This window comes from Alcaligenes sp. HNGD-HTN06, assembly GCF_049932565.1.
Lineage (GTDB): Bacteria > Pseudomonadota > Gammaproteobacteria > Burkholderiales > Burkholderiaceae_B > Alcaligenes > Alcaligenes ammonioxydans.
On record NZ_CP187782.1, the window covers coordinates 1,707,653 to 1,733,660 of the forward strand.

A 26,008-nucleotide genomic window follows, 5' to 3' on the forward strand; every position below is an offset into this window, starting at 1 on the left:
TTAGAATTTGATCTTGAGTTCAACCATGCCGCTGTACTGCTGTTCCCGCTGGCCGTCATAGGGGCGGGACAGGGCCTGCAGGCGCAGGCCGACTTCCAGATCGCGGTCGTGCTGGTAGTTCAGTTCGTAGGCGACGGAACCTACGGCGCCACTGCCATAGCCGCTTTGGTGATGTAGGCCCACACCCAGTGTCAGGGCCTGGGTCAGGCGCTCGTCGTAGTGTTGGTAAATCAGGTGCTCCAGACGTAGGGCAGGCACAGCCATATATTCGCGCCGTGGGCTGTAGTAGGGTCTGTCTTCGTCTTTGTTGGCGGAAGCCCATAGTTCCAGCTGGGCGTCGGCCTTGAGGCGCGGGCGGGTGTAGATGCGTTGGTTACCGGTGATCTGCAGGCTCTGACGTACGTTGTCGTCAGAGAATTTAGTCCCGGTGTAGGCGGCTTGCACCCACTGTTCGGGGCCGTTTTGCCAGCGCAGCCGTACTTGTCCCTGGTTGGCCGTGATGCCTGCGTCCAGAGCGCGATTCGGAATATCCAGGGTACGGTAATCCAGGGTGCCGCCGATGCTCCAGTGATCATTCAGCTCGTGATCGACCTGCAGGCTGGCCCCCATTTTGTTGCCCTGGCCCGCGTTCTGGTTGTTGATCATTAATTGCGACTGCCAGTCGCGGCCGCGGTACTCCAGACCGGCTCCCTGCCAGAACACGTTGTGGCCAAGCTCGTCGTTGGTATCCAGATGCCCGGCCAGGGCGGTGGCGCGCCAGTTGTAGTCGATGGGGGCGCTGTACCATTGCGCCTCAGTGCGTATGCCGTCATTGCCCGAGACATCGCCCCCGTTGCTCTTTTCAAAACCGCTGCGCAAAATCAGTTCGTTCTTGCGGTAGGTTTGCCAGTCTTTGTCCAGTTCGGTGACCCGCATATTGGTGGGGTAGTGCGCTTTTGCATACGCTAATAGTTCTTCGGCCTGGCGGTATTCGTGCAGGTCCATGGCGGTCTGGGCCTGGCTGATGATGACGTCTTCTTGACGCGGAGCGTAGGTTTCGGCGATCTTCAGATTGCGTTCCGCCGCCCTTGGCATGCTCGATATGCGCTGAACGTCGGCTAGCGGCACGCGCAGGTTGACGTTACTCGGTGCCTTCGCACTGGCCTGGGCCAGATTTTCGCGTGCGTCCTTGAGCAAACCCGTATAGGTATAGAGCGAGTTTTTTAAAATCAAGGTGTCGGTATAGCCCGGATTGGGCTGGGCGATGGGATTGCCGCGTAACCAGCGAGTGGCGGGCATGTCTTTCTCCATGCGCTCGGCCAGTGCCAGTGCCTGGTCTTCGCGGCCAGATTCCAGCAAGGAAAAGGCTAATCCGGTTTGATAGCGTGTGCGTGTTTTTTCGTCCAGCGAGGGTTCGGCCAACGCCCGCTCGTAGCTGGACACAGCTTGTTCGGGGTGGCGGGCGCGCAGTTGCAGAGCTCCTAGCGAGGCGTAAGCATAGCTCGGATATTGGGCCGCCCGTTCGGGGGCAATGTCCACTGTCGAGGGGGCGTCTTCGCGTGCGTCCACAGCAATCAGGCGGTCGCCACGAATGCGGCGTGCGAAAGCGGGATTGCCCAGAAAGCTGCCGCTGTCAGCCAGCCTGTCTTGCAACGCGATGGCTCGGTTGGCAATCACAAAGCGTTCGGTCAGTGTGCGTGTGGGCTGGGGCGATAGCCGGGTCAATTCAGCAGCATAGTCGGCCTGACGGTCAGCCATGTCTGCGTTCGAGAAGATGCCGGGATGCTGTGTTTGCCATTCCATCGCCTGACGATGTAGGCCGGCGGCATGCAGGGACTGGTCATAATCCCGGATGACATCGATTTTGTCGGGCTGGACAGCCAGGGCATCCTGGCTGACGCGCAGGGCGTCGTAGTTCTGGCCGGCAGCGCGGTAGATGTAGCTGCGGGTCAGCAGGTAATTGGTATTTTCACGTGTGGCCGGCCTCAGTTGCTGGGTGCAGCTCAAGGCCTGGGCAGTCAGGCCGGCATCGGCCAGGCTCATACATAGGCCCATGGTGAAGGCCGTTTGCTGTGGAAAGCGCCGCACTCCTTCCCGATACAGGGTTTGGGCGGGAGCCCATTGGCGCGTATCTTTGTGGGCGCGCGCGACCAACAGCAGGACATCGGCCGGCAAAAGCTGCTTGGTCGGCCAGTTTTCGTACAGACGGATGACCTCTTGCGGCTGACCTGCCCAGGCATGAATGCGCATCAGATCAAGCTGGGCACGCATCTCTTGCGGATGTTGTTGCTGGTACTGCTGCAAGCCGACGATGGCAGATTGATATTGGCCTTGGCGTGCCTGTTTGATCCAGTCCTCATAGGAGGCGGCATGCAGGCTATTGTTACACGCGGTCAGGACGAGCAGGGTTAAGGAATCCAGCCCACACCGGCGCAAAAACGAAGTTTTGGCTGGAAAGAGGCCGACGTTTTGCAGAGCACGTCTTTTTAGTGAACGCCTGGACACTTCTCTTCCCCTTGTTATTTGTATATACTTTGGCCCACTGTTCGTTATTGAGCGGTCAGAAGGGTCTTGAGGGGTATCCTAGGAGTCTGGGTCTCTGGCAGTAATTGGCCTTTTGATGTAAACCATCTGGTTTTTTTGTAGTAAGCCACTTGGCCTAAGCAAAACCTTTTTCAAAAAAAGCTTGCACAACAGAAAAAACAGGGTTATAGTTTAATTCTTTCGGGGCGTAGCGCAGCCTGGTAGCGCACTTGCATGGGGTGCAAGGGGTCGAAGGTTCAAATCCTTCCGTTCCGACCAAATTTGAAAAGGCCTACAGCATTTTTGCTGTAGGCCTTTTTCTATTGCAGTAATCAGTTATATCCAGGGGGCTGCGTTTCTACAATGTTCTTTGCGCCCATATAAATGGGTTCATTGGGATGCTCAGTGCAGTAGTTACGCATCCGTTGTGCAATCTGCGCTGGAGTCAGGCGGATTTGTCCGTTTTGCGGTCTGTGAAGATTGGTTGCGGATATAAAGCCTTGCACCCAGGACATATAAGCCAGACTCATCGTGGCAAAAAGCTCGCCATCCGAAGGATCTTTCCACATTGCGTCGTGTGCCCGCATGTCCAGCGCCTCGGCCATGCTCTTGCATGGGTGGTGGGCCCCCAAACCGTGTCCGATTCCCTGGGCGTTTGCGGTTGTCGTGCTTACTAACAGACAAGCAGCCCATACTATTTTTCTCATTGTGTCCTCTCCCGCGCAAAGCGCACTTGTATTGAATTTGAACGTCTTGGTTTCACGCTGCTGCCTTGTGTGCGTTGACAGTCTGGATGCCGGCATGTTTTAAGTTTGTCATGCTAGGGCGTTCAAGACTCCTGGTAGTGCTACGCCAGGGGCAGCACATTTTATTTGGCTTCGCCCGGGAATTGGGGTTTATCGGGGGCGAAATCGATCGACGCCACCCATTCTCGCGAGCAGCGTCATGGCCCATAAGCGGGATGGCGCCCTTATTAACGTAAAGGGCGCTCATGCCTCAAGACAAGAAGCGTGGGGCCAACAAAAAATCCCGAATGCAGGCTTTTTGTTGGCTTGATTCCCACGATCCCGCTTTACCAACCCCAGCAAGTCCCCGATGCTGGCTTGCCGCAATGGCGGTAGTTCACCGCAAACCAGAGTTTGCCGGCGCCACGCGGGCTGCCGTCGGATTTGACGTCGTTGCGTGGCAGCTCTTCCAAGGTATCGCGAGCGGCCTTGGTGACCGATCCACTGGCCGCATCAGCTTCCAGGGTGATACGACCCAGAGCGGCAGCGTCACGATCTTCAAAGACCAGATCCGTATCTTGCAAGGCCGACATTTTCAGAGAGGCATCGCGCACAGCTGCCGCATAGCTCGTATCTGAGCCGCCGGTTTGCAGGGCCTTGTTCAGGGTGCTGGCTGCCAGAATCTGCTCTGGTGTAGCGGGCGGGGCCATCAGGTAGGCGTCCAGTCCGGGGAGTTGGCCTGCTGCTGCCTGACGGCGTAGCCAGTCGCCCCACAGAAACTCCGCGTACTCGGGCAAATTCCCGTTTTTGTAGGCAATATCGCGCGTGAAGTACACCAGAGAACGATAGCGGTCTTCCTGCATGCCTCCTGCCTCTTGGTCGTTGGCCAAACCAAGACGCGTAGGCAGTTGTTCCACGGTGATGGGCTGATTCTGGCCATCTCGCAGCCAAACTTGTTTCTCCTCGCTCATGCGATCCCAGAAAGCAGGTGCATCATGCAAATCGCTGTAGTTGGCGTTGACTTTGACCCAGACGGGCAATTTCGGACCGCCATCAGGAATCTCACGCAGAGAGGAAAATGTGTGGTGACCATCGGTCAGGTAGAGATTGCCGTCCCAGCCGACCACCACAGTTTTAAGATTTTCGGTCTGCGAGCCCAACGGGTCTTTACAGAGATATGTCGTTGGTTGATCCAGACGCGCCGCTTGTACTTCGGCCAGGGACAGGAATTTCTGGGCACGTTCCGTGCCGCCCATGTCCTCGCAGTAGTCATCAAATTTCTTGCCGATGGTGCGATTCAGATAGTCCAGCTGTTGTTGGGGATCGTGTGCCCACGTGGGGCGATCCAGGTCGCCCTGCCAGCGTCCCAGCTTGTAATAAACCTGATCGTAGCCAATGGCGGCCTGAGTGGGATGCAGTTCTTCGATACGAACTTTGATCACATCACCTGCTTTGCGGTCTAGATAGGCAGTATTACGTGGTGGCGGCGCTGGCTCTTCGCTGGCAGGGGGAGTGACAACGGGAGGATCGACGAGGGCGTTGCCGCCGGTGCTCGATCCACTGTCGCAGGCTGCCAGAGCCAGAGGCAACAGGGCAATACCCAGAGTGCGCCATAAGGGGCGCCGCACGAGTTCGAGAGGGGGCAGGAAGGCAGGATTCATAGTCCATTAAGAAATGTTGTTGGAGGACCTTTCATCATGAGGGCTGGGTATTGCCGGAAGATTGCATTCAGAAACATTAATGAGCTGTCTTTCCGGTTGTTGGCCTCATGGCTATAGGGTGGGGCGTGCTGTTGAGTTTGAGCCCACTTATTTCCTGCCTGCAGGAGGAATGCGGATCGCCTAAATGGGCCTGTATATAGCCTGGCCTGGGCTGTATCGAGTGTGGCATGACCATACGCAGACTAACTCATGATCTGGCCTTCTGGGTGGCCCGTATTTTTGGGACGTAGGTAGTGTTGTCTTTAGCTCTCTGGCGGGTTGTCAGCGTAAGGCCAGCCCTTAAAGTGTCCGCCTAGTAAAAACCCTCTTGGCCGTTTTCCCAGGAAAGGCCTACTATTAGCCCTCGATTATCGGATATGAGAATTTTATGGTGTACGACTACCTGATCGTGGGCGCCGGCATGGCTGGCGTGTCTTTGGCTTACCGTTTGCCCCGTGATGCCCAAGTCCTGATTCTGGAAAGAGAGTCTCATGCCGCCTATCACTCCACCGGGCGTTCGGCTGCCATGTTTGTGGAAACCTACGGCACCGAGACGATTCGTGCCTTGACAGTGGCTGGCAATGACTTTTTCAGTCATCCTCCTGAGGGTTTTACGGATCAGCCCATCCTGTTGCCTCGAGGCGTGCTGTACGTGGGAACGGCCGAGCAGCAGGATTTGCTGGACAGCCAATATCAGGACTGGCTGGAGCAGGGCCTGGATGTCAGCCGCCTGAGTGCTGAGCAGGCTTTGGCCTTGGTGCCCTGTCTGGACCCGGAAACGCTGGCCGGCGCCTTGTATGACGGACAGGGCCAGGACATGGACGTCCATGCCTTGCATCAAGGTTTTTTGAAGGGCGCACAGGCGAAAGGAGTGAGCTTGCGTCTGGATGCCGAGGTGGTATCGGCGCAGTGGGATGGCGAATGCTGGGACGTCCAGCTCGAGGGTGAAGCGACCCGCCTGCGCACCCGTGTGCTGGTTAACGCGGCAGGTGCCTGGGCGGATACGCTGGCCCAACGCTGTGGCGTGCAGGCATTGGGCATTCAGCCCAAGCGTCGCTCGGCTTTTTTGTTCTCCCCGCCAGAGGGGGTCGATCATCGCCAATGGCCAGCCGTGATTGATATCGGCGAAGAGTTCTATTTCAAACCGGACGCAGGCATGTTGCTCGGGTCGCCCGCCAATGCGGATGATGTGCAGGCGCATGATGTGGTGGCTGAAGAACTGGATGTGGCCACCGGAATTTATCGCATTGAAGAGCGCACCCGATTGCGTATCCGTCGCCCTAGCCATACCTGGGCTGGGCTGCGCAGTTTCGCCCCAGATGGAGAGTTGGTGATTGGTCAGGATGCGCAATGTCCTGGTTTTTTCTGGCTGGCGGGGCAAGGTGGCTATGGAATTCAAACGGCGGCAGGGGCGTCCTTGCTGGCAGCCAGCCTGTTGCAACAGCAGGAACTGCCTGAATCGTTGAAAGCCTTGAACATTGATCCGGCTGTGGTGTCACCGGCTCGTTTCCGAACCTAAAAAAACAAGCAGCACTTTGATCTCCCGGAGGGGAAGGCATGTCAAATATAAAAAATATCCTGGGCATTGCGATGGCCTTTGTCGGCGTGGTGGTGGGCGCAGGCTTTGCTTCAGGACAGGAAATATTGCAGTTTTTCAGCAGCTTTGGCTACTGGGGGCTGTTGGGAGGGGTGGTCAGTGGCTTGTGTTTCACGATATTGGGCATGGCGGTGGGGGAACTGAGCCAGGTCTCCGTCTCGCATTCGTTCAAGGAAGGTTTGTATCTGATTTGCGGGCCACGACTGGGGATGGTGGTCGATGTCATGATTACCTTCTTTATGTATGCCATCGCTGTGGTGATGTTTGCCGGTGGCGGTTCGCTGATGGAGCAGCAGTGGGGGGTTCCGGCAGAGTATGGCAGCGTGGCGGTCATGCTGATTACGGTGCTGATTGTGTTTTTGCGTGTGGACCGCGTGATGGCGTTTATCGGCAGCATCACGCCCGTTCTGGTGTTGATGGTGATTTTTTTGGCGGTGTATAGCTGGAATACCCGAGACCTCCCGCTGGATGAGCTCAATGTCATCGCCCATACCAAACCCCAGGGCGCGGGGCATTGGCTGGTCGCCGCCTTGCTGTACGTGTCCTACAACATGGTGGTGGGGGCACCTTTTCTGATGATTGCAGGCTCGCAAGCCACGTCGCGGCGCAATGCGTTGCTGGGAGGGCTGCTTGGGGGGCTGTTATTGGGTGTGCTCATTGTATTGATCAGTGCCGGTGTGTTCGGTCGCATCGACTCGATTGGCTCGGCTGCCTTACCGATGCTGATGCTGGCGACCGAGCAGTCCAAGTTCTTGGGGACGGTTATGTCTGTGGTGATTTTCGCCATGATTCTGACAACCTCCGTGGGAGTGCTCTACGCTTTTTCGGCTCGCATTCTGCCTCCCAATACGCGTAGATTCAATATAGGCACCGCGATTGCCGGCGTGCTGGGATTGGTGGGCGCCAAGGTTGGTTTTATTAATCTGGTGGGCACGGTTTATCCATTTTTCGGCTATCTGGGCTTTGTTTTGATGGCCTGGATTCTGATTGCCTGGTTCCGTTTGCGCCGCTTACAATCCAGGAATGCTACGTAATGAACTGCTCAGCAAGGAACAGGTAGGAGCTCGCCTGCGCCAGGCCCGACATAATCAAAAACAGACACTCAAGCAGTTGGCTGAAAAAACCGGCTTGGCGCTTTCCACCATTTCCAAAGCGGAATTGGGGCAAGTCACCTTAAGTTATGAAAAATTCGTGGTGTTGGCCCGTGCCCTGAATATCGAAGTCGGCTCTTTGTTTGCCGTGCCCGATCAGGAAAGCGCACAGGCTTTGCCGGTGAGCGCAGTGGGTATTTCCAGCCACAAATCCACTGCGACCCCCGGTTATGCGACCCGTAATTACGAATACGGTTTGTTGTTTGGGGAACTAAGCGGCAAGCACATGAACCCCATTTTGGCCGTGATCGATTCACGCGATGCCAGTGAGTTTGACGATTATATTCGTCATGCGGGGCAGGAGTTTGTGGTCGTGTTGTCTGGCTCTATTGCCATTCAATTTGAAACCGGTGAAACCTTGTTTCTGGATAAACACGAATCTGCATATTTTGACAGCGGTATTGGGCATATTTATTTATCGACCAGTCAGGAAGATGCCAAGGTGGTGGCGGTCTGTACCAGCGGTTTGCCGCCAGGGATGGCTTGAGGTTTCTGGCTGAGGGATAAGGGATTAAAGTTTTTCCGGCCCTTTTTTTACCGCCGATTTTCTTTTCTCGTTTGCTTTTGGCTGCTATTAAGATTTCGCGCATACGTACCTGAATATGATTATTCTGCTTATTTAATAATTGTTAGTTACAATGCCGTTTCTTATAGTAAAAAAAGTAAAGGGTTAAGAATGAGGAAGACTGTCTTTCTGGCTGCGTTCATGTTGACGGGTTGCGCCTCCATTACCTCCGAGTCCAATCAGTTGGTGCGTGTGGATGCGGTGGATGAGTCAGGAGAGAAGGTAGAAGCGGCGCGCTGCACTTTAACGAATGACAAAGGTGAGTTTGTATCAGAGGCTGGCAAGCATGCGAGAGTGAGCAAATCCAGCAAGAACCTGAGTGTGAGCTGTACGGCTGCTGACAGAACTGACGAAGCCACGGGCACCTTGATCTCACGAGCAGGCGCTGGCATGTTTGGCAATATTATTTTTGGTGGCGGGATTGGCGCCATCATCGATCATAATCGCGGCACCGCCTATAACTACCCCGATTGGGTGGAGTTGGTGTTTGGCAAAGTGCTGACATTTGATCGCACAAACAACAAGGAAGGTCGGCCCATGAAGGAAGCCGACCTGCTGGTTGATCCGACTCAGCCTGCTGAGGCGGTGGTCGCCGCCAATCCTTGATCAGCCCCTACGGGCTAAGTAGCCCCCAAGATGGGCTTGGTTTCACAAGCTTGGGGGGCAGGTACATGTCAGCGGGATGTGTGCGCATGAGCGTAAGCCCCTGCTGGCCGGTCTGCTTGCCAAGGGCTGTCAGACAGGGCTAGGGCTTGTTAGTTGCCTCATCAAACACAGCGGGGGCATCGCTGCTGGGAACGCGGGTGGGAGCAGGAGCTCCGTTGCTTTTCAAGGGGGCCACACAGCGAGCCGTAGCGTGTTGGAAGTAGGCGGTGCCGGCCGGGTAATGGCGTAAACGGGCCAGTTCCGGCTTGGCTTGGATGCTGCTTTCGGATAGGGGAAAGACGATGCCGCGTGTGGGGATGGTATTGCGTGAGGTGCTGGCATCGTCGCCGCCGCCCTTGACGACCCTGACATGAGGCGGGTCGCGCGTGGGGTCTGAGATGACCCATTCATGCAGACCGTTCGCCATATCCTGGATACCGAGTGGGTTAGCCGGGAAAGAGCCAATATCGTAGTGCTGTGTTCGTTGCTCCTGATCGGGCAGGTTGCGCCCTTCTTGCCATTGGCCATTGTCGGTGGCCCAGGGAAAAGCCTGACCGCGGCTGCGGGCAGCATACTCCCATTCAGCCTCGGTAGGCAGGCGCATATCCAGACCACTGTTTTGACCTAACCAGGCACAAAATGCCTCCGCTTCGTCATAAGGCATATTGGCGGCTTGTTGTTCGTCGCCTTTGACCGCTTGCCAGCGGGCAGGGCGCTGGGTCTGTTTTAAAAAGCGGTCATACAGAGCGTTGCTGGCCTCTTTCTTCATGATGGAAAATGCATTGACTTCGACGGGGTAGGGCTCCAGGGCGCCTTGGTCAGGCTGGGCTACCCATTGCACGCTTTGTGCGCCGTCAGGGGTTCGCATGGGGACCTGAAAATTGCCGGCCATGAAGGAGCCGCCTTCTACTTGTATCAGTTCGGGACCGGGTTCGGGGCTGGAGGGCAGTGATCTCAACACCAGTAAGAGCAATACGCTGGCAACGATGAGAGTTGCACTGATCCGGACGGGGGTATGACGCAATCTGGGTTCCTTGTCGCTGGCTTTGGTATAAGTCAGCGTTTCATCGATTTGTGGGTTGTGCTTTTCAGGCCCCGTATTATTTCACGCTTGCTTCCGTGATGGGTTTGCCTGTGCGCAGAGTTTACTCATTTAAGTCAGACGACGGGGTCGACCAGGCACTTACTCGGCAGGAACCGCGGTTTTTTTGGGGATGACGCTCAGAGGAATACGAATCACCTGCCCTTCTTGAACCACAATGCTCCAGCGATCAGCTTGAAACAGCGCAGGGCTGACTTCAAATACCGCCACATCGGAAACGCTGACGCCAGGATTGATCTTGTCGGGCCCCACGGTGTCCAGATCATGCGCGTAACGGTAGTCCTGGCTTGCCCGTCGGTTCGGGGCGAACTTCTGACCGGCGGCATCCGCCAGGAAGAGGCGTGGCCGGTGTACCTGCGGGTTCAGAGGACGGCCTGAGGTGTTGGTGTAGCGGTAATGCAAAATGATAAATAGATTATTCTGGCGGGCGGGTGTGCCCATCTCGCCTTCATTCGGCTCATTTTGGGTGTTCCACCCGATCAGCTCGATATGCAGGCGCACTCCCTGATACTGAGGGGAGAGCAGGGTGGCTCCGTAGTTCAGCACGGAAGCCGCAGGTGGGATGGGCGCGATGGGAGGGGGCGCAGCAGGCTGCGTACGGGTGGATAGAATCCGGTCGTTTTGACTGTAAGCGACGGCAGACCACAGGGCCAAAGTGACACACAGCCAAAAACGGGAACGGGGAGCAATCATGGGGCGAGGCGAACAAGAGGCTTCATCGGTTACAGGGCCGGTCACGGCGACCCATATGGCAGGCCGGAAAAAAATAAACGGCTCATGGGCCGTTTTTCTTCACTACTTTTTTCAGATCATCCAGCTCTTTGCGCAGAGCGACGACTTCGTCACTGAGTAAACCAATGACGGCCATTTGACTTTGGTACATCTCTACCAAGGGGTGGTAACTGATACCACGACTGGTCAGTTCCCGACAAAGCGCGCTAAGACCGGTTCCAGCGCGCTTGGTTAAGGTTGCCATCTTCCTGTGATCCATAAGCCTGCGTCCTGATCCGTAGTTGTTCGATGTTTACATCCGTTAACCATACCAAAATTCGATGACAATAGTCATTTTTCTTAAAACTTCTTGTATATCGGTGGCTTGGCAATTGCCTTAGCCCACCTGAAAGTTTCCCTCCGGATAACGAACCCGGCTGCGTTTGCGGGTGGCCAGCGTGTACACCAGGGTCAGAGGCCCGAGTCGACCCGCAAACATCAGGATCATGATCAGGATCTGGCTGGGCAGGGATAGTTTGTGGGTGATGCCGTGGCTCATGCCGGTGGTGCTGAGCGCGGAGGCCGCTTCAAAGAGCAGGCTGGTAATGGGCATGTCTTCAAACAGCGTCAGCAGCAAAACACTGATGAAATACAGGGCGCCGGTGATCAGGAACAGGGCCAGGGCTTTCTGGACGGTCTCAGGCGGTACGCTGCGTTCCATCAGAACGACTTCTTCGCGTTGACGGATATAGGAGCGCACGGCTGCCAGCAGCACAATCAAGGTGCCGATCTTGATACCACTGGCCGTACTGAGTGAGCCGCCACCAATCAGCATTAGCACAATCAAGGTTAATTGGGTGCTGTCGCGCAGATTGGCAATATCCATGGTGGTGAAGCCGGCAGTGCGGGTCGCGGCGTTCTGCATCCAGGCGGCCAGTGCCTGGTCGCCGGTGCCCAACATGCCCAGGGTGTGCGGGTTGTTGAATTCCAGTGCCCACAGGCTGAAAAAACCGATCAGATTCAGTACCAGCGTTCCGATCAGGATGAGCTTGGTGTAGGGCAGGAGGGTTTGCCAGCGTTTTTTCTGGCCGACATCGGCAAGGACTGTAAAACCGATTCCGCCCAGAATAATCAGACCGGACAGCGTCATGACTGAAATAATATCGCCGGAAATGGGGATCAGCGAGTCATGAAACAGTGAGAAGCCGGCGTTGTTAAAAGCCGTCACCGAGTGGAACAGGGCGCGATACAGGGCCGTTGTCCAGGGAAAATCGATGGACCAGCGCAAGAACAGGATGGCGGCTGCGATCAGTTCAATCAGGGCAGCAATCTTGAAAACCTGGAAGGCCGTGCTGCGGATACGGGACACGCTGGTCTGATTAAAGGCTTCCAAAGCCAGCGCTTGTTGGCTGACACTGATGCGCTTGTGCATGGTGATCGCCGCAATCACGGCGAAGGTCACAAATCCCATGCCACCAATCTGCACCAGCAGCGCCAGGACAATTTGTCCGAAGTGGGTCAGGTCCGTGGCCGGGTCAATGACCGCCAGCCCGGTGACGGTGACCGCCGAGGTGGCCATGAACAGGGCCTGGAAAACCCCCAGACGGTGTTCAGCGGCTTGTGGCAGGCTGAGCAAAAGGGTGCCCAGGATAATCAAGGCCATAAAGCCCAAGGCCAGCACCAGCGGCGGGCTGGCGCTCAAGGTGCGAGCATGAGGATGGACCTCAAGACGGCGGGTAAAGCTATTGGGCAGCCAGTTGCGCATACATCAGACCAGTTTGGGGGCGGCAGTACGAAGTGCTTGCAATTGCCCAAACAAAATGAGCAGATCCTTGGCATGCAGGGAGAAATCAGGGCCGGGCTGAATGGTGGTCTGGCCGCGGCGCTTGACCAGCAAGACTTGGACATCGGTCAATTGCTCGCGCAGTATATCCCGTATGGTCTGGCCATTCATATTGTCGCTGGCGGTCACCTCCACAATGTAATCCCCATTTCCCAGGGTGATGTAGTCGTTGACCATGGGGTAGCTCAACATTTGGGCAACGCGTATACCCATTTCTTCTTCGGGGTGGATAATCCGGTTGACCCCAATCTTGGCCAGAATCAGATGCTGGGTATGGGAAATGGCTTTGGCCCAGATGGTGGGGACGCCAAAACTTTTCAAATGCACCACGCACACCAGGCTTGATTCAATATCCGCCCCAATGGCAACCAGAACGACGTCATAATTGTCCAGCCCCAGCTCCTCCAGAGCCTGACGGTCAGTGACATCGGCGATGACGGCACGGTTTAATTGGTCGGCGTATTTGTTGACCAGTTTTGGATTGGTGTCCACTCCCAGCACGGAGTGTCCCATTTTCATGAGTTCCAGAGCGCAGGCTGAGCCAAAGCGGCCTAGCCCTATGACGGCGAACTGTGCCATAGCTTATTTGTTCCGTTTGATGCTTGAAACAATTTCAAGCCAAATTAAGCGTTGATGGTATAAAGAGATATCTGGTAAAAACCCTTATCGGGTATTCCCTTGGGCGCGTGTCGTTCAAGCCCTGGCGGAAACATCAATAGTGGACAGTGTAAAACAATGGTTAGTTTGTTTGATCCAATCAAACTGGGTGATATTGAGCTCATGAACCGCATCATCATGGCGCCCATGACACGCGCGCGCGCCTCGGAGGGTCGTATGCCCAACGATTTGATGCGTATGTACTATTGTCAGCGGGCCAGTGCGGGTCTGATTGTAGCCGAAGCGACCTCGGTATCGCCGCAAGGCGTGGGCTATGCCCACACACCGGGCATCTGGAGCAGCGCGCAGGTAGATGCCTGGCGCACGATTACCGAAGCCGTGCATGCCAAGGGGGGGCGGATCGTTCTGCAATTGTGGCATGTGGGGCGGGTGTCTGACCCGGAGTTTCTCAATGGCCAGATGCCGGTAGCGCCTAGTGCAATTGCCTGTGACGGCATGGTCAGCCATTTAAGTCCCGAGCGTCCTTTCGTGGTGCCTCGCGCCTTGCGCACAGAAGAAATTGCCGACATCGTGGACGATTTTGCTGTAGCGGCCCAAAACGCACTTAGTGCGGGCTTTGATGGGGTAGAGATACACGGTGCCAATGGCTATCTGATTGACCAGTTCTTGCACGATGGGTCCAACACGCGTACCGATGCGTACGGCGGAACGATTGAAAATCGGGCGCGTTTCCTGTTGGAAATTGTGGATGCCTGTGTGGCCATTTGGGGTGCCGGCCGGGTGGGTGTGCATTTGTCTCCACGGGGTGGTTTGCATGGCATGAAGGATTCCGATCCGGCCCGCTTGTTCTCTTACGTGGCCTGTGAACTGGATCGCCGCGATATTGCCTTTTTGTTCTTGCGCGAAAGTCCGGCCTCGGACAGCTTGTTGCCCATGATCAAATGTCAGTTTGGTGGCGCCATTATTGCCAATGAGCATTTTGATTTGCCCACCGCACAGACCACTTTATCCAAAGGCATGGCCGATGCCGTGTCGTTCGGTAAGGCTTTTTTATCCAATCCGGATTTGCCATTGCGTTTGCAGTTACGCGCTCCCCTCAATAGCTGGGACCGGGATTCGTTTTACACCCAGGGCCCCAAAGGCTATACGGATTATCCATTTCTGAAAACCCAGGCAGACTGTGAGCAGTCGGTGGGTGAGGATTTGCAGACGCATTAATTCGGCGCTCTGGTTAAGTCGCTTGAAAATAAAAAAGCCCGTTTGATGCGGGCTTTTTTAATGGACTTTGTCTTGATTCGGTAGTGGATTGAAACAAGGTGCCGTTTTTGAATGATTGTGTGCGGATGGCTGATTTACTGGTGTCAACGCTGGTTTGACGGTGCCCGTTTAGGCAATCCCTTGGCGCGTGGTGTTCAGCTACCGCGCACAACCCGAAAAGTGGCTGCCGCTTTAACCAGCAAGCGCTCCTTCTCGTCGTATCCGCCTCCTTCGCAATAGGCGGTGTCGCCTTCCAGATAGAGACACCGGGCTTTGAACCAGACATCGCCACGGGCTGGGAGCAGGAACTGGGTGTTCATGTCGATGGTGGCCATCCCTGAACCAGGGCGCTGGGCTCGCGCGGCAGCGCTGAGCGTGAAGTCCAGAATAGCCATCAAGGTGCCTCCATGTACATCCGCACGGGAGTTGGCATTCCAGGCTTGCCAGGGCAGAAAAGTGATCACTTCCTGCTCGGTGCTGCTGACGGTTTGCAGGCCCAGGTGCTGCATCAAAGGGATATGAGTGCCGAAGAAATCCTGTTTGGGCTGCGCCAGTTCGGCCTGCAAATGCTTCATGGATTCAGCTTCTGCTTCACTTGAGCGGAAACTTGAGACATATCGGCACGACCGGCCAGTTTGGCTTTAACCAAACCCATGACCTTGCCCATCAGTGCGGGACCTTGAGCGCCTTCCGATTGGGCTTGGGTAATTGCATCGGCAATTGCAGTATCAATTTCTGCCTTATCGGCCTGTTGGGGCAGATATTCTTGCAGAATCTGCAATTCTGCTGCTTCTTTCTCGGCGCTTTCAGTGCGACCGGCCGATTCAAAAGCCTGAATGGATTCGCGGCGCTGCTTGACCTGTTTTTCAATGATGCTTGTGACTTCGGCATCGCCCAGCTCCGTACGCTCATCCACTTCACGTTGTTTGATCGCGGCTTGCAAAAAGCGCAAGGTCTCCAGGCGCGCGCTATCGCGAGCGCGCATCGCCGTTTTGATATCGTCAGCTAAACGGGTTTTGAGTGTTTGACTCATGGTGGTTCCTGATTGAACGGGCAAAGCCTTAGTTTAACGCAGGGCGGGATGGGGAAAATCCGATTATTGAAAATCCCGACTGCGCGTCACCAGATCACCGATCAGGTGATTCAGGCAAACCAGGCGTCGGGCAATCAAATGGCAGACAGCACCGTCGCGCTGCCAGATGCCATAGACGCCAAGCAGACGTGACTGGAGCAGTGCCTGGGATTGCTCCTGAGCCAGCTCCTCGCGCACGATGACATTCACACTGCCTGTTTCGTCTTCCAGCGTCACAAAGACCGTTCCCTTGGCGGTGCCGGGACGTTGGCGGGTCGTGACCAGGCCACAGGCCCGTGCCAGCCGGCGGTCCGGGTAGTTCAGACTCAGTTGTGCTGCCGTTGAGAATCGCAAAGGAATTAACTGCTGTCGCAGCAAGGACAGGGGGTGACGGTGCAGACTTAATCCGACTGCCTGATAGTCGCTCAATACCTCTATCCCTACGCTGGCACGAGGTAGCTCTGGCGTCGTGTCCGGGTTTTCTGCATGGCTGAGCAAACCGGCCTGGCTGGGACGGCGAGCATCCCATACGCCATGTCGACGCTGGCTATAAGCGCTGCGCAAGGCATGGGCTTGCGCCAGGGCTTGTTGATCATGAGCGGACAGAGCCAGCTCCTGGCGCAAGCAGGCCAGGTTCAATGTCCGTTCGGGGTGGTTTTGCCGGTAGTGAACAATAGCGTGTGCGCCTTGCTCACTTAAGCCTTTAACCATGTGCAGGCCCAGACGGACCTGGCGCGGGCTGCCCGGTGCTGAACATACATGGCTGTCAAACAGGCTGTATTGCACATCAACAGGCAGCACTTGTACGCCGTGGCGGCGTGCATCCTGGACCAATTGGCTGGGGCCATAAAAGCCCATGGGCTGAGAGTTCAGCAAAGCGGCCAGAAAATGATCGGGATAACGCGCTTTCAGATAGGCACTGAACCAGGCTAGTTTGGCGAAGCTGGCCGAATGGCTTTCGGGAAAACCGTATTCCCCAAAACCGCTGATCTGATCAAACAGGCGCTTGGCGAACTCAGGGGGATACTGTTTAGCGGCCATACCATCTAGCAACTCCTGTTCAAAAGGTCCCAAACCACCACGGCGACGCCAGGCAGCCATGGCTCGTCGCAGGGCATCTGCTTTGTCGGCCGAAAAACCTGCCGCCTCCATGGCCAGTTCCATCGCCTGCTCCTGAAAAATAGGCACGCCCAAGGTGCGTTCCAGCACAGGGCGGATTTCGGGAGCGGGGTAATCGACTTTGCTGGGGTCGCGACGGCGTTCCAGATACGGGTGCACCATGCCACCTTGAATGGGGCCGGGCCTCACAATCGCCACTTGCACCACCAGGTCATAAAAGCACTTGGGACGTAGCCGCGGCAACATGCTCATCTGGGCGCGGGATTCGATCTGGAATACGCCTATGGTGTCGGCGCGCCGGATCATGCGAAAGGTTTTGGCGCTGTGCAAAGGAATGTCCTGCAAGCGGAACGGCTTGCCTGTTTGCTGACTGATGCTGTCCAGGCATCGACGCAGGGCGCTCAACATGCCCAAAGCCAGGATGTCGACTTTCAGCAGCCCCAGCACATCCAGATCATCCTTGTCCCATTGCACGACGCTGCGTCCCGGCATGGCGGCGTTTTGAATCGGCACCAGCCTGTGCAAAGGCGTTTGTGAAATCACAAAACCACCGGGATGCTGAGACAGGTGACGCGGGAAACCCATGAGCTGACGGGTCAAAGACAGCCATTGATGGGCTTGTTCAGGCGGGCATTCGGGAAAGCGTGCCAGGACCTCATCCTGAATACGGGTATCTTTGAGCCAGGCGCGGTCACATTGGATCAAGGCTTCGATCAAGGCGTGAGGAATGCTAAGTGCCTTGCCGGTATCACGCAAGGCGCTGCGACGGCGGTAGCTCGTGATTACCGCCGTTAATGCAGCCCGTTCACGACCATATTTGCGATAAATGTATTGAATGACTTCTTCGCGACGCTGGTGCTCGAAGTCCACATCGATATCGGGCGGTTCGGCCCGTGCCCGACTGATAAAGCGGGCAAACAGCGTATGACTGCTGGCGGGGTCCACTTCCGTAATACCCAGGCAATAGCATACCGCTGAATTGGCGGCCGAGCCGCGACCCTGGCACAGAATTCCCCGGCTGCGGGCGTAGCTGACGATGTCGTACAAGGTCAGAAAGTAGGACTCGTAGCCCAGGTCTTCAATCAGGCTCAGCTCTTCGTCCAGGCGCGTGCGCAAACGGTCACTGATTCCTTTCGGATAGCGCCTGTGCGCGCCATGCTCGGTTTCCTGTCGCAGATACTCACTGCCACTGAGGCCGGGCGGAACAATCTCGACCGGGTACTCGTACTTGATTTCGCTTAAACAAAACTGGCACAGCTCTTGAATGTGATCGCTGGTCTTGCGCAAGTCGGCCGGGTAGAGGTTGGCCAGTTGGAAACGACTGCGCAAGTGGTGTTCCGCATTGCTGGCCAGAGACCAGCCACATTCTTGTATGGGTGTTTTCAGGCGTATGGCGGTCAAGGTGTCGTGCAAGGGCTGGCGAGAACGCACATGCATGTGGACGCCGCCCAAGGCGGCACAAGACAGGCCACACTGTTGGGCTGCCAGCCGAACCGTGCGTAAATGCTGCTGATCCTGATCCCGCCTATGTAAGCTGAGGCCTAAAAACAAACGGTCGGCAAACAGGCTTTTCAAGTCTTGCGCTTGCTGATAGATGTGTTCGCCAGACAGGCCATAAGCCGGTTTGTAAATGACCAGACAGTCGGCTAATACCGTGTGCTGCGCACCGTAGCGGGCTTGCTGCAAAAAGGACCAGTCAATGGGCGCCTCCTGCTTCAAGTCCAAAGACTGGTGCAGCTCAGAGATGAACTGACAAAGATTTCCATAGCCTTCTTTGTTGCGGGGCAGAATCAAGAGTTCGTGGGCCTGCGTGTCGTTGGGTGAAGCGGTCTCACAATGCGTGCCAGGGCAGGAAGAAGTGTCCCATTGGCCGCTAAAGCGGAATCGGCTGCCAACCAGCAAACGGATCTGTGGATGCAGTCGGGCCTGTGCGTAGGCGCGGACTACCCCGGCCATGGAGGCGTAGTCGCATAAGGCCAGTGCCTTGTAGCCCAGCTCGGCGGCTCGACTGATCAGCTCCTCGGGATGGGAGGCACCCGTCAAAAAACTGTAGTTGGACAGGCAGTCCAGTTCGGAGTAGAGCAGTTCTGAAGGGATACTCATCCAAAGACTCCGTGTAAATACCAAGCGTGTTCCTGGCTTAAATCCCGGTAAACCCAATACAAACGCCCTTGGGGGCACAAGGCTACAAAATAGTCTCGCTGCTGGTGGCCGCCACCGTTCCACCAGCCGGTTTGTATTCGCTCTGGGCCTTGAATCAGGCGCAAACGTTGATGGTCCAGGAGCGGGGATTGTTGGTCGTGTGGCAGGGGCCGGGCCGGCTCCAGCAGCCAGCAGGGACGCTGCCGTACCGGGCCTGCGGCTGGGCGGGCGGCCACCGTTGATGCGGGCTGCCATTGATTGGCTTGCTCGGGCAAATGGCTGGCCTGGGGGGCGGGGGTGAGGATCTGCCCGGTCCCGAGTCTGGCCTGCAAGCGTTCCAGAAGTTGCTGGTCTTGTTCCTGCCAATGGTGTGCATCCGGAAACAGACTGCTGGCGTGGGTTTGGCGTGGGTGAAGTTGGCGGGCCCGCAGCATCAGGCTTTGGACGGCGGCAGGTAATTGCAGGGGCTGGAACTGTTCTTGCCAGACAGGCAGAAAGTCCTGGCTGCGCCAGCTAGAGCGGGCCATGTGCAGTTCCAGATGAGTGCTGCGTGGGTAATCTTTATAGCGCTCCGTATGCAGGGTCAGTTCCAGGCCCGTACAAGCGAGTTGGTGCTGGTTCAGCCCGCCTTCCAGCTGGTTTAGCAGACGGGTCAAGGCCCGTAATACCAAGGCTTTGTTATTGGATGGGGTGTCCAGCTCCAGTCGGTATATAAATTGTGGGGCAGACTGGACCCATTCCAGGGTCCAGCTCTGCAAGCCGTAGGCCTGATCCAGTTGCAGGAGCAGGGTACGCAGCCCGCGCTGGGCCAGACCGTCGCGTGGCAATTGACGCAACTGGCCCAAGGTATGACAGCCCAGGCTGTGCAACCAGTGCAACTGATCGGCTGGTGCGCCCAGCAACTGGATGGGAAGCGGGTTCAGACAAGCGTGCAGCCGCCGGATGCAACGACGTTGCTTGCGTGTGGACAGGGCCAGCAAACAGGCCGCCCGCGCGCTGGGAGCCAGGGCCAGACAGGGATCGGGAATCAGGGCTTGCAAGTCTGCCCGAACGTGTTGGTATAGACGACGCAGGCCACCAAACAGCCGTAGGCTGGCGCTGATATTCAGTACCCATAGATTCGCCTGAATGTGAGCCAGTTGCGGGCTGTAGTGCAGCAAGACCGCCTGCAGCCTGTCTTGCTGCTCTGAACCGGCCTCAGGCGTGAGCAGGCTCTGGGGCAGTCGCAGGCACAGGTACATGGTTTGGCAGGGCCGCTGGCGGCATCCCGGTTGGGTGAAGGGCTAAGGCAATGGCTTGCGAGCAGGGCGGACCGCGGCGCTTAAGAATCTGCACATCCAGCCAGGCCTGGCCTTGTTGATCTTGTCGGGGGTAAAGCGCCAGGCGCAACAGGGCCGGGCTATTGGCTTGGCTGTGCAGGGGACGTAAGCAAAAAAACAGGCTGTCGCTATGGCTGGCCAACAGTTGCAACTGGCGTAAGGCGGCTAAAGGGACATGGGCGGGCAACCAGCTCAGTACGGCGGCACAGTGGCCGTGCCGCAGGGCTTGGGCGCTGGCCCATAAGGTGTCGTTCAGGTGCTGGCTGCGTATCCAGAGCAGGCGGGCGGGTAGCGTGCGTGGCGCAGGGTGGGTTGGCCGGGACATTGCACAGGTGCCATGCCACGATTGCTGCATGGGCTGATAGGGAGGGGCGACCAGCACACGCAAGCGTTCTGCCGGCATGGCATTTAAGGCGGGCAATAGCAAGGACATGGTACTGCTGTCCGGGTGGGCCAGCAGCTCGATCAGGTTGCCCACTGGCCAGCCGCCTCCAGGCAGTTGGGCATTCAGGCTGTCAAAGCCACTGGACAGGCACGTGCCGGCGGCATGCGCATAATGCTTGCCCGTCCACAGGGAGGGGTGAATATCTAAAAGGGAACGAAGTGCGCTTGCCATAGAATGCTCCTGAATGCTGTATAAATATACAGTAAAAATGCAACTCGGCAAACCGGCCATCGGCTTCAAAGCAGAACTTTTATATACTGTGGCCTTCTGTTGGGTCCCCTTGCATGAACGCTTCCTCTTTCTCTCGTCCAGGCCGTTGCGCACGGTGTCAGCGGCCTGTGGCCCGATGCTTGTGTTCGCTGATTCCTTCTCTGCAAGCAACGTGCCCTCTTTTGATTCTGCAGCATCATTCCGAGGCGCGGCATGCGCTCAATACCGGGCGTCTGGCTTATTTGGGTGTGCAAGGGGCGCAGCTGTGGGTGGGGGAGCAGTTTGAAGATCTGGAGGCGCGTTTAGCGCAGGCCCAGCGTCCTGTACTGCTGTTTCCGGGACCTCAGGCCCAGGTGGCCCGGGCCTTGGCGCCCCAGCACAGGCCTGATCTGATAGTGGTGCCCGATGGCACCTGGCGCAAGGCCCGCTTGATTTTGCATCGCAATCCGATCTTGCAGCGTTTGCCGCATTGGGTGCTGCCGCAAGGGGATGTGTCGCGCTACCGGTTGCGCAAAGCGCCAGATCCTCAGGCCGTTTCCACGTTGGAGGCGATTGTACGGTTGATGCAGCTTATGGAGCCGGAGCGCGATTTCAGCGCCTTGCTACGGCCATTTGAGCATTTGATCGAGGAGCAGATCCAGGCCATGGGCCTGGATACCTATGAGCGCAATTATCCTACTTCCAGATGAAGTTCAGTTCCTGCGGCTTACCCTCGACCAGTGTGGTCTGGCGCTCCTGGGTTTGGCCTTCGTACGTGGCAAACACTTTGTAGTTGCCCGGACCGAGGCGGATCAGGCAATAAGGGCCATCAATCAGGCTGTTGAGCACGGTCTGATCGGCGCTGTTACGGATCACCAGCTGGACATCAGAGATGTAGGCGATGCGCTCGCCCTGCTGGGCTGAAAAGTTGACGGACAAGGGAAAGGTGCTGCGCACCATGCGGAAAAGCTGGGCTTCATCACTGCCTATGCCGCCGCTGACGTATTCGGTGGAGCCGTAATACTGGCTGGGGGGCAGTTCCTGAGCGTGCGCAATCGGACTGCTCAACAAGGCCAGCGACATGGCAATGCCGATCAAAGAAAGACGAGGACTCATGAGATTTCCTTGCTTGAGGTGAGGTGGCTAAGCGGGCCATGCATGGCCCTGTTGCTGTTATGAGTGGAAGGGGGCAGGCCGTGCGGATGAAAGCTGGGCCATGACAAGGGCCAGTCATGTTGCCGCTCGGGCTGGGCCGCCGGGGTGAAGCTGCGTTCACGCAGCGTACCTTGCCCATGCTGATCCAGCGTAATGACGGTGGTGCAACGCGTGCCATAGTCGGGGCTGACAATAAACGGGCTGCTTAACAGGCGTTCGCGCTCCAGGCTCAAGCCGGTCTGAGGCAAGTCTGCATCGGCGGCCAGGTCCTGATTGCGCAAACCTTGAAACAAGCTCTCTACGGCCGGGGCCGAGCCGTCAAAATGTTGCGCTTGCAGGGTTTCCTTCAAGAACAGGCTTTTGGGCCACGGGGTGTTCAGCCAGGCATTGCTCAGAATATGGACGCCCGGATCGAGTCGTTGCGGCTGGCCGCTGGGGTGACGATTACTGTAATAAGCCAGTTGCAAGGCTTGCGTGTCGGTGGGCCATTGCAGCACAAAAAGATTAAAACCGGCGTACTCGGCCCCTTGACGGGCTAACTGGGCCAGATAATCCAGAGGGCTGCGCTCATCGCGCAGGAATTGGGGGATCAGTTCTCCCCGCGAACGTTGAGCGCCGTTTTTATTGCCGGGAATTTCGCGGTAGTTGGTAAGCAGGGCCAGTCGTCCCCGGCTTTGTGTCAGGCCCAGCCACGTGCCTCCGGCCTGCAGGTCACGACCGGCAAGAATGTCGGGCTCGTCTTGCCAGGGCTGTGCCGGCTGGCTGGGACGAGCATGATATTCATCGCGATTGGCGGCAATAATCAGCGGCCAATCCGCATTGACTCCGATGGCGATATAAGCGATGCACATGTGCCGATTGTAGGATGGCTATGCAGGCTTTGGTAGCCGAAGAAGTGCCAAGTTCCGTATTTTTTCCCGGCATTGGAACGCAGGTGCGGGCCGTGTATTTGCCGCCGGGCCCTTAAGGCGCCATGTAGTCCCGGGCCAGGCGTACAACCGTGACGCCGGGACGCAGCTGACGTAAAGAAGGCATGATCAAGGTGCAGTGGTCGTAAGGCGTCAGCAAGGGCTGCCCATCGGCCTGGCCGATGCATGTGCCTGCCTGGCTCAGGGTTTCCAGGCCTTGCCAGGCCTGGCTGAAACTCACTTGCCGGGAGGGCGCCACCACCGCATGGGTGACCTGCACGATTCGTTGCTGTTTGGGAGAGGCCCGACGCCAGTCTGACGGGATATCTTGGATGTCCACAATCTCGGAGGCGATGAGAAAGCGGGCAATCAGGTCCAGCGCCACAGCCGGTGTCTGCGGGTCTCCGTGAAAGCCGCATTCCAGCAACAGGGAGCGGGTTTCTTCAGCCTCGGGCTCAGAGAATCGGCCGTAATCGCGCATGCGTACGCCGTCCTGATGGCCGGAATCCACAATGACGTGTTCGGGGGCGCCCAGTGTCTTGGCCAGCTCGATGTTGCGCTCCAAGGTTCCGGTCAATAGCAAGGGCGCACAGGGCTCGTGCATGGAGTGCAGATCCAGCAACCAGTCGGCCTGTTCCAGCCAGGGCAAGATGGCGCGTGCGCGACGTTGTTCCTGAGTCTGTGTTTGAGACAGTTTTTGCGCACTCCAGACCCGATTCATGTCTTCATCCACATAACGGCTGGCATCGTGATGCGCCGGGTCAAAGCGATCAAAAGCGTCCAGATTGCAAAAAGCCAGGATCAGCTTGCCGCGACGGGGTTGCACGCCACGAGCGAGCAAGGCTTTCAAGGCCCAGGCTCCGCAAAGCTCATTACCGTGTATTAGCGCGCTGATCATCACGGTTCGGCCCGCTTTACCGGAGTCCAGGCACCACAGGCCGGGAACACCGATATTGCCCTGGCGCTCTGTTTGAATGTCGGGGTACGAAAGAGAAAAGGACATGCTAGGGGCTCCAGCACCCCGACCTGCGGCCGGGGGCCTGTTTTTTTATTCGGCTTGCAGTTTGGCCAGCTCAACCAGGCGGGCGTATTTATCGACTTCTCTGGCCTGAAATTCGGCTGCGTTCATGCCGGGGGCGTAAAGCGTAGCGCCATTCGACCGCATTTTCTCTTGCAGGCTGGACGATTCCAGGCTGGTGTCCAAAGCCTGGCGCAAGGTCTGGGTGACGGATTCAGGCAAGTCCTTGGGGCCATACAAGCCGAACCAGACATTGATGTCGACTTTTTCAAAACCGGGCGTATCGGCCAGCGGCGGAATTTCCGGTGCAGCCGCAGACGCACGGGTTTCGGTAATGCCCAGGGGGACGATGGCACCGGCCCGTGCTTGTGACAGGCCCGAGGACAGGACCAGATAGGCGGTGTCCAATTGTCCACTCATCAGGTCCGAGACCAGAGGGGGCACGCCGCGATAGGGCACATGCATGGCAGTGGTGCCGGTGGAGGCATTGACCATTTCACCGGCCAGGTGCAAGGTGGTCCCCACGCCCGAGGAGCCAAAGCTGAAGGCTTCGGGTTGGGCAGCCCGCAGCTTTTGCGCATAGTCCGCCGCCGAGCGGATGCCCGATTTTTTGGAGGCGGCCAGCAGCAGGGGCTGAGAAGCAATCATGCCAATGGGCGTAAAGTCTTTCTGTCCGTCATAGCGCACGGCCTTGTTGATCATGCCTGCGATAATCATCTCGTTGGTGGAACCCAGCAGCAGGGTATAGCCGTCAGCAGCGGCACGCTGGACACGTTGAGCTCCAATCGTCCCGCCTGCGCCGCCCGCATTTTCGACCACCACCGTTTGGCCCAGACGGTTGCTGAGCTCTTCCGCCAGCAGGCGTGCAGTCAGGTCGACGCTGCCTCCGGCCGGATAGCCTACGACCAACGTCAGGCTGCGTGAGGGATAGGTGTCGGCATGGCTGATCGAAATGGGCAAGAGGCTACAGGCGCCTGCCAGGCTCAGTACCAGACTGCGTTTGGAGAAAGAAAAAGACATGATGTGCTCCCCGTTCGATGGATAGGGCTCCGGCCCGCAGCCCGGGTGGGCGCGTCGGGCTTGTTTATCCTTAGTTATGAAGGGGTATTGTGTCCGCTGCAGCTGATGCTGATGTGCTGTTACGGCACATGGCCGTGCTTTTTCAGCTGGCAGACCTGTTAACGAGCTTGCTGGGTAAAGGCCCAGACAGATTCGGCCAGATCCGAAAGGGGGGCGCGCGAGCGATACAGACGGACCTCAAAGGCAATCTCATCGCCCTTGCCACCTAGCTGCACCAGCGTTCCGCGACGACATTCATTGGCAATCATGGACAAGGGCAGCCAGGCCACGCCCATGCCTTTTAATACTGAGCCCATGGCCGTGTCCAGCGAATCGCACCGTACCGTACTGACCAGAGGGTAGGGAAAGTGATGCAGCTTGTCGCCCAGAATCCGGGCCATGGCCAGACCGCCCGAATATGAAATCAAGGGTATGCTGCGCCCGCTATCGGCGTTGAGCTCATACAAAGGGTGGCCATTCTTGCGCCGTTGACAGGTCGGCACCAGTTTGTCGGTAGCGATGGTCATGTAGGTAACCTGTTCGGCCAGAAGCTCAATTGACAGGGCGGGGTGCTCATAGCAGCACAGAAAGTCTGTTTTGCCTTGGGCAAGCAGCTTGGCCATATCGGCCATCATGCCGGTGCTGATATCGATCGGTATGTGGGCGGACAAGGGGGCCTGGCTGCCTTTCTGAAGGCGGCTGACCCAATCGGTGACCAAGGTGCGCGCCAGACTGCGGCCAGTGGCGATGCGCAAATGGCCTTGCCCTGTCTGCTCCGAGGCCTGCAATTGCCGACGTACCCGGTTGAGTTGCTCCAGTACTTGATGGGCGGTGTTGTAGAACACCTGTCCCTGGGCCGTGAGCGTGATGGGCAGGCTACCACGTTCCACCAGAGGGGTTCCGACCCAGGCCTCCAAGGCCCGGATACGGCGTCCAAATGCGGGGTGTGTGACGTGGCGTTGTTCTGCTGCCCGGACAAAGCTGCCTTCGCGTGCCAGGGTGAGGAAATCTTCAAGCAGTTTGAGCTGAGGCACGACAAGCACGCTCCTTAAAAGAATGCAGGCCTATTGATACCGGCTGCTGACCCATCGAAAGAGGTAGCCGAGCAGCAGGTCGTAAAAATGCCCCAAAATCGGCTCAAAGGCCATGATGTTGGGGCATCGGGC

At 57.2% G+C, this 26,008-nt stretch carries 24 protein-coding genes and 1 tRNA gene; 7 read left to right on the forward strand and 18 right to left on the reverse strand.

Annotated elements, in window-relative coordinates:
* A complete protein-coding gene (gene pgaA, locus ACOZ42_RS07795; RefSeq protein ID WP_426345784.1) occupies positions 1-2,484 on the reverse strand; it encodes a poly-beta-1,6 N-acetyl-D-glucosamine export porin PgaA in 2,484 nt (827 codons plus the stop codon).
* A gap of 220 nt (positions 2,485-2,704) precedes the next feature.
* Between pgaA and ACOZ42_RS07800 the strand changes: the two genes are divergently transcribed.
* A tRNA-Pro gene (locus ACOZ42_RS07800) sits at positions 2,705-2,781 on the forward strand.
* 53 nt (positions 2,782-2,834) lie between these two features.
* Here ACOZ42_RS07800 and ACOZ42_RS07805 read toward each other — a convergent pair.
* Complete coding sequence (locus ACOZ42_RS07805) at positions 2,835-3,107, reverse strand: hypothetical protein (protein WP_153008880.1); 273 nt, start codon at positions 3,105-3,107, stop codon at positions 2,835-2,837.
* A 467-nt stretch (positions 3,108-3,574) separates the two neighbouring features.
* Positions 3,575-4,888, reverse strand: coding sequence for a ParB/Srx family N-terminal domain-containing protein (locus ACOZ42_RS07810; RefSeq protein ID WP_426345785.1), 1,314 nt, complete (start codon positions 4,886-4,888; stop codon positions 3,575-3,577).
* 427 nt (positions 4,889-5,315) lie between these two features.
* Between ACOZ42_RS07810 and ACOZ42_RS07815 the strand changes: the two genes are divergently transcribed.
* The 4 genes from ACOZ42_RS07815 to ACOZ42_RS07830 all read left to right on the forward strand — a co-directional run bounded on the left by ACOZ42_RS07815 (position 5,316) and on the right by ACOZ42_RS07830 (position 8,846).
* The gene (locus tag ACOZ42_RS07815; protein WP_059317662.1) at positions 5,316-6,446 is read left to right on the forward strand and encodes an NAD(P)/FAD-dependent oxidoreductase; all 1,131 of its coding nucleotides are present in this window, start codon (positions 5,316-5,318) and stop codon (positions 6,444-6,446) included.
* A 38-nt stretch (positions 6,447-6,484) separates the two neighbouring features.
* A complete protein-coding gene (locus ACOZ42_RS07820) occupies positions 6,485-7,558 on the forward strand; it encodes a YkvI family membrane protein (protein ID WP_003800160.1) in 1,074 nt (357 codons plus the stop codon).
* Positions 7,548-8,162 (forward strand): helix-turn-helix domain-containing protein, encoded by a 615-nt coding sequence (locus tag ACOZ42_RS07825; RefSeq protein ID WP_003800158.1) that lies wholly within the window; start codon positions 7,548-7,550, stop codon positions 8,160-8,162. The genes ACOZ42_RS07820 and ACOZ42_RS07825 overlap by 11 nt, the downstream gene beginning before the upstream one ends.
* Before the next feature lie 189 nt (positions 8,163-8,351).
* Positions 8,352-8,846, forward strand: a complete 495-nt coding sequence (locus tag ACOZ42_RS07830) for a hypothetical protein (RefSeq protein ID WP_230406302.1) — start codon at positions 8,352-8,354, stop codon at positions 8,844-8,846.
* Positions 8,847-8,985: 139 nt separating this feature from the next.
* On the opposite strand, the gene ACOZ42_RS07835 is transcribed toward ACOZ42_RS07830, so the two are convergent.
* The 5 genes from ACOZ42_RS07835 to ACOZ42_RS07855 form a co-directional block, all read right to left on the reverse strand.
* Positions 8,986-9,846: a formylglycine-generating enzyme family protein gene (locus tag ACOZ42_RS07835; RefSeq protein WP_426345786.1), complete on the reverse strand. Its 861-nt coding sequence runs from the start codon at positions 9,844-9,846 to the stop codon at positions 8,986-8,988.
* Positions 9,847-10,068: 222 nt separating this feature from the next.
* The gene (locus ACOZ42_RS07840; RefSeq protein WP_426345787.1) at positions 10,069-10,680 is read right to left on the reverse strand and encodes a hypothetical protein; all 612 of its coding nucleotides are present in this window, start codon (positions 10,678-10,680) and stop codon (positions 10,069-10,071) included.
* A gap of 82 nt (positions 10,681-10,762) precedes the next feature.
* Positions 10,763-10,963: a hypothetical protein gene (locus ACOZ42_RS07845; RefSeq protein ID WP_230406303.1), complete on the reverse strand. Its 201-nt coding sequence runs from the start codon at positions 10,961-10,963 to the stop codon at positions 10,763-10,765.
* Positions 10,964-11,095: 132 nt separating this feature from the next.
* On the reverse strand, positions 11,096-12,463 hold the full coding sequence (locus ACOZ42_RS07850; protein ID WP_003800147.1) for a TrkH family potassium uptake protein: 1,368 nt from the start codon (positions 12,461-12,463) through the stop codon (positions 11,096-11,098).
* 3 nt (positions 12,464-12,466) lie between these two features.
* A complete protein-coding gene (locus ACOZ42_RS07855; protein WP_039943008.1) occupies positions 12,467-13,120 on the reverse strand; it encodes a potassium channel family protein in 654 nt (217 codons plus the stop codon).
* Positions 13,121-13,276: 156 nt separating this feature from the next.
* On the opposite strand from ACOZ42_RS07855, the gene ACOZ42_RS07860 reads away from it, so the two are divergent.
* On the forward strand, positions 13,277-14,377 hold the full coding sequence (locus ACOZ42_RS07860) for an alkene reductase (RefSeq protein WP_131071756.1): 1,101 nt from the start codon (positions 13,277-13,279) through the stop codon (positions 14,375-14,377).
* Positions 14,378-14,571: 194 nt separating this feature from the next.
* On the opposite strand, the gene ACOZ42_RS07865 is transcribed toward ACOZ42_RS07860, so the two are convergent.
* From ACOZ42_RS07865 to ACOZ42_RS07885, 5 genes are all read right to left on the reverse strand, one after another.
* On the reverse strand, positions 14,572-14,991 hold the full coding sequence (locus ACOZ42_RS07865; RefSeq protein WP_003800142.1) for a PaaI family thioesterase: 420 nt from the start codon (positions 14,989-14,991) through the stop codon (positions 14,572-14,574).
* A complete protein-coding gene (locus ACOZ42_RS07870) occupies positions 14,988-15,449 on the reverse strand; it encodes a GatB/YqeY domain-containing protein (RefSeq protein WP_426345788.1) in 462 nt (153 codons plus the stop codon). Before ACOZ42_RS07870 ends, ACOZ42_RS07865 begins: the two co-directional genes overlap by 4 nt.
* A gap of 63 nt (positions 15,450-15,512) precedes the next feature.
* Positions 15,513-18,710 carry an error-prone DNA polymerase gene (locus ACOZ42_RS07875; RefSeq protein ID WP_426345789.1) on the reverse strand — a complete coding sequence of 1,066 codons (3,198 nt, stop codon included), beginning with the start codon at positions 18,708-18,710 and terminating at the stop codon, positions 15,513-15,515.
* Complete coding sequence (locus ACOZ42_RS07880) at positions 18,707-19,990, reverse strand: Y-family DNA polymerase (RefSeq protein ID WP_003800138.1); 1,284 nt, start codon at positions 19,988-19,990, stop codon at positions 18,707-18,709. Before ACOZ42_RS07880 ends, ACOZ42_RS07875 begins: the two co-directional genes overlap by 4 nt.
* Entirely contained in the window at positions 19,947-20,684 is a 738-nt protein-coding gene (locus ACOZ42_RS07885; RefSeq protein ID WP_240208715.1) for a hypothetical protein, read from the reverse strand. The genes ACOZ42_RS07880 and ACOZ42_RS07885 overlap by 44 nt, the downstream gene beginning before the upstream one ends.
* A 113-nt stretch (positions 20,685-20,797) precedes the next feature.
* Between ACOZ42_RS07885 and ACOZ42_RS07890 the strand changes: the two genes are divergently transcribed.
* Positions 20,798-21,412 (forward strand): tRNA-uridine aminocarboxypropyltransferase, encoded by a 615-nt coding sequence (locus tag ACOZ42_RS07890; RefSeq protein ID WP_240208714.1) that lies wholly within the window; start codon positions 20,798-20,800, stop codon positions 21,410-21,412.
* On the opposite strand, the gene ACOZ42_RS07895 is transcribed toward ACOZ42_RS07890, so the two are convergent.
* The 5 genes from ACOZ42_RS07895 to ACOZ42_RS07915 all read right to left on the reverse strand — a co-directional run bounded on the left by ACOZ42_RS07895 (position 21,399) and on the right by ACOZ42_RS07915 (position 25,876).
* Positions 21,399-21,818 carry a carboxypeptidase-like regulatory domain-containing protein gene (locus ACOZ42_RS07895; protein WP_003800134.1) on the reverse strand — a complete coding sequence of 140 codons (420 nt, stop codon included), beginning with the start codon at positions 21,816-21,818 and terminating at the stop codon, positions 21,399-21,401. The two genes, ACOZ42_RS07890 and ACOZ42_RS07895, sit on opposite strands and share 14 nt — an antisense overlap.
* Positions 21,815-22,708 carry an NRDE family protein gene (locus ACOZ42_RS07900; protein WP_426345790.1) on the reverse strand — a complete coding sequence of 298 codons (894 nt, stop codon included), beginning with the start codon at positions 22,706-22,708 and terminating at the stop codon, positions 21,815-21,817. The genes ACOZ42_RS07895 and ACOZ42_RS07900 overlap by 4 nt, the downstream gene beginning before the upstream one ends.
* 112 nt (positions 22,709-22,820) lie before the next feature.
* The gene (locus ACOZ42_RS07905; RefSeq protein ID WP_426345791.1) at positions 22,821-23,768 is read right to left on the reverse strand and encodes a succinylglutamate desuccinylase; all 948 of its coding nucleotides are present in this window, start codon (positions 23,766-23,768) and stop codon (positions 22,821-22,823) included.
* Positions 23,769-23,813: 45 nt separating this feature from the next.
* Positions 23,814-24,803 carry a Bug family tripartite tricarboxylate transporter substrate binding protein gene (locus ACOZ42_RS07910; protein WP_426345792.1) on the reverse strand — a complete coding sequence of 330 codons (990 nt, stop codon included), beginning with the start codon at positions 24,801-24,803 and terminating at the stop codon, positions 23,814-23,816.
* Positions 24,804-24,961: 158 nt separating this feature from the next.
* Complete coding sequence (locus ACOZ42_RS07915; protein WP_003800130.1) at positions 24,962-25,876, reverse strand: LysR family transcriptional regulator; 915 nt, start codon at positions 25,874-25,876, stop codon at positions 24,962-24,964.
* Positions 25,877-26,008: the final 132 nt, after the last annotated feature.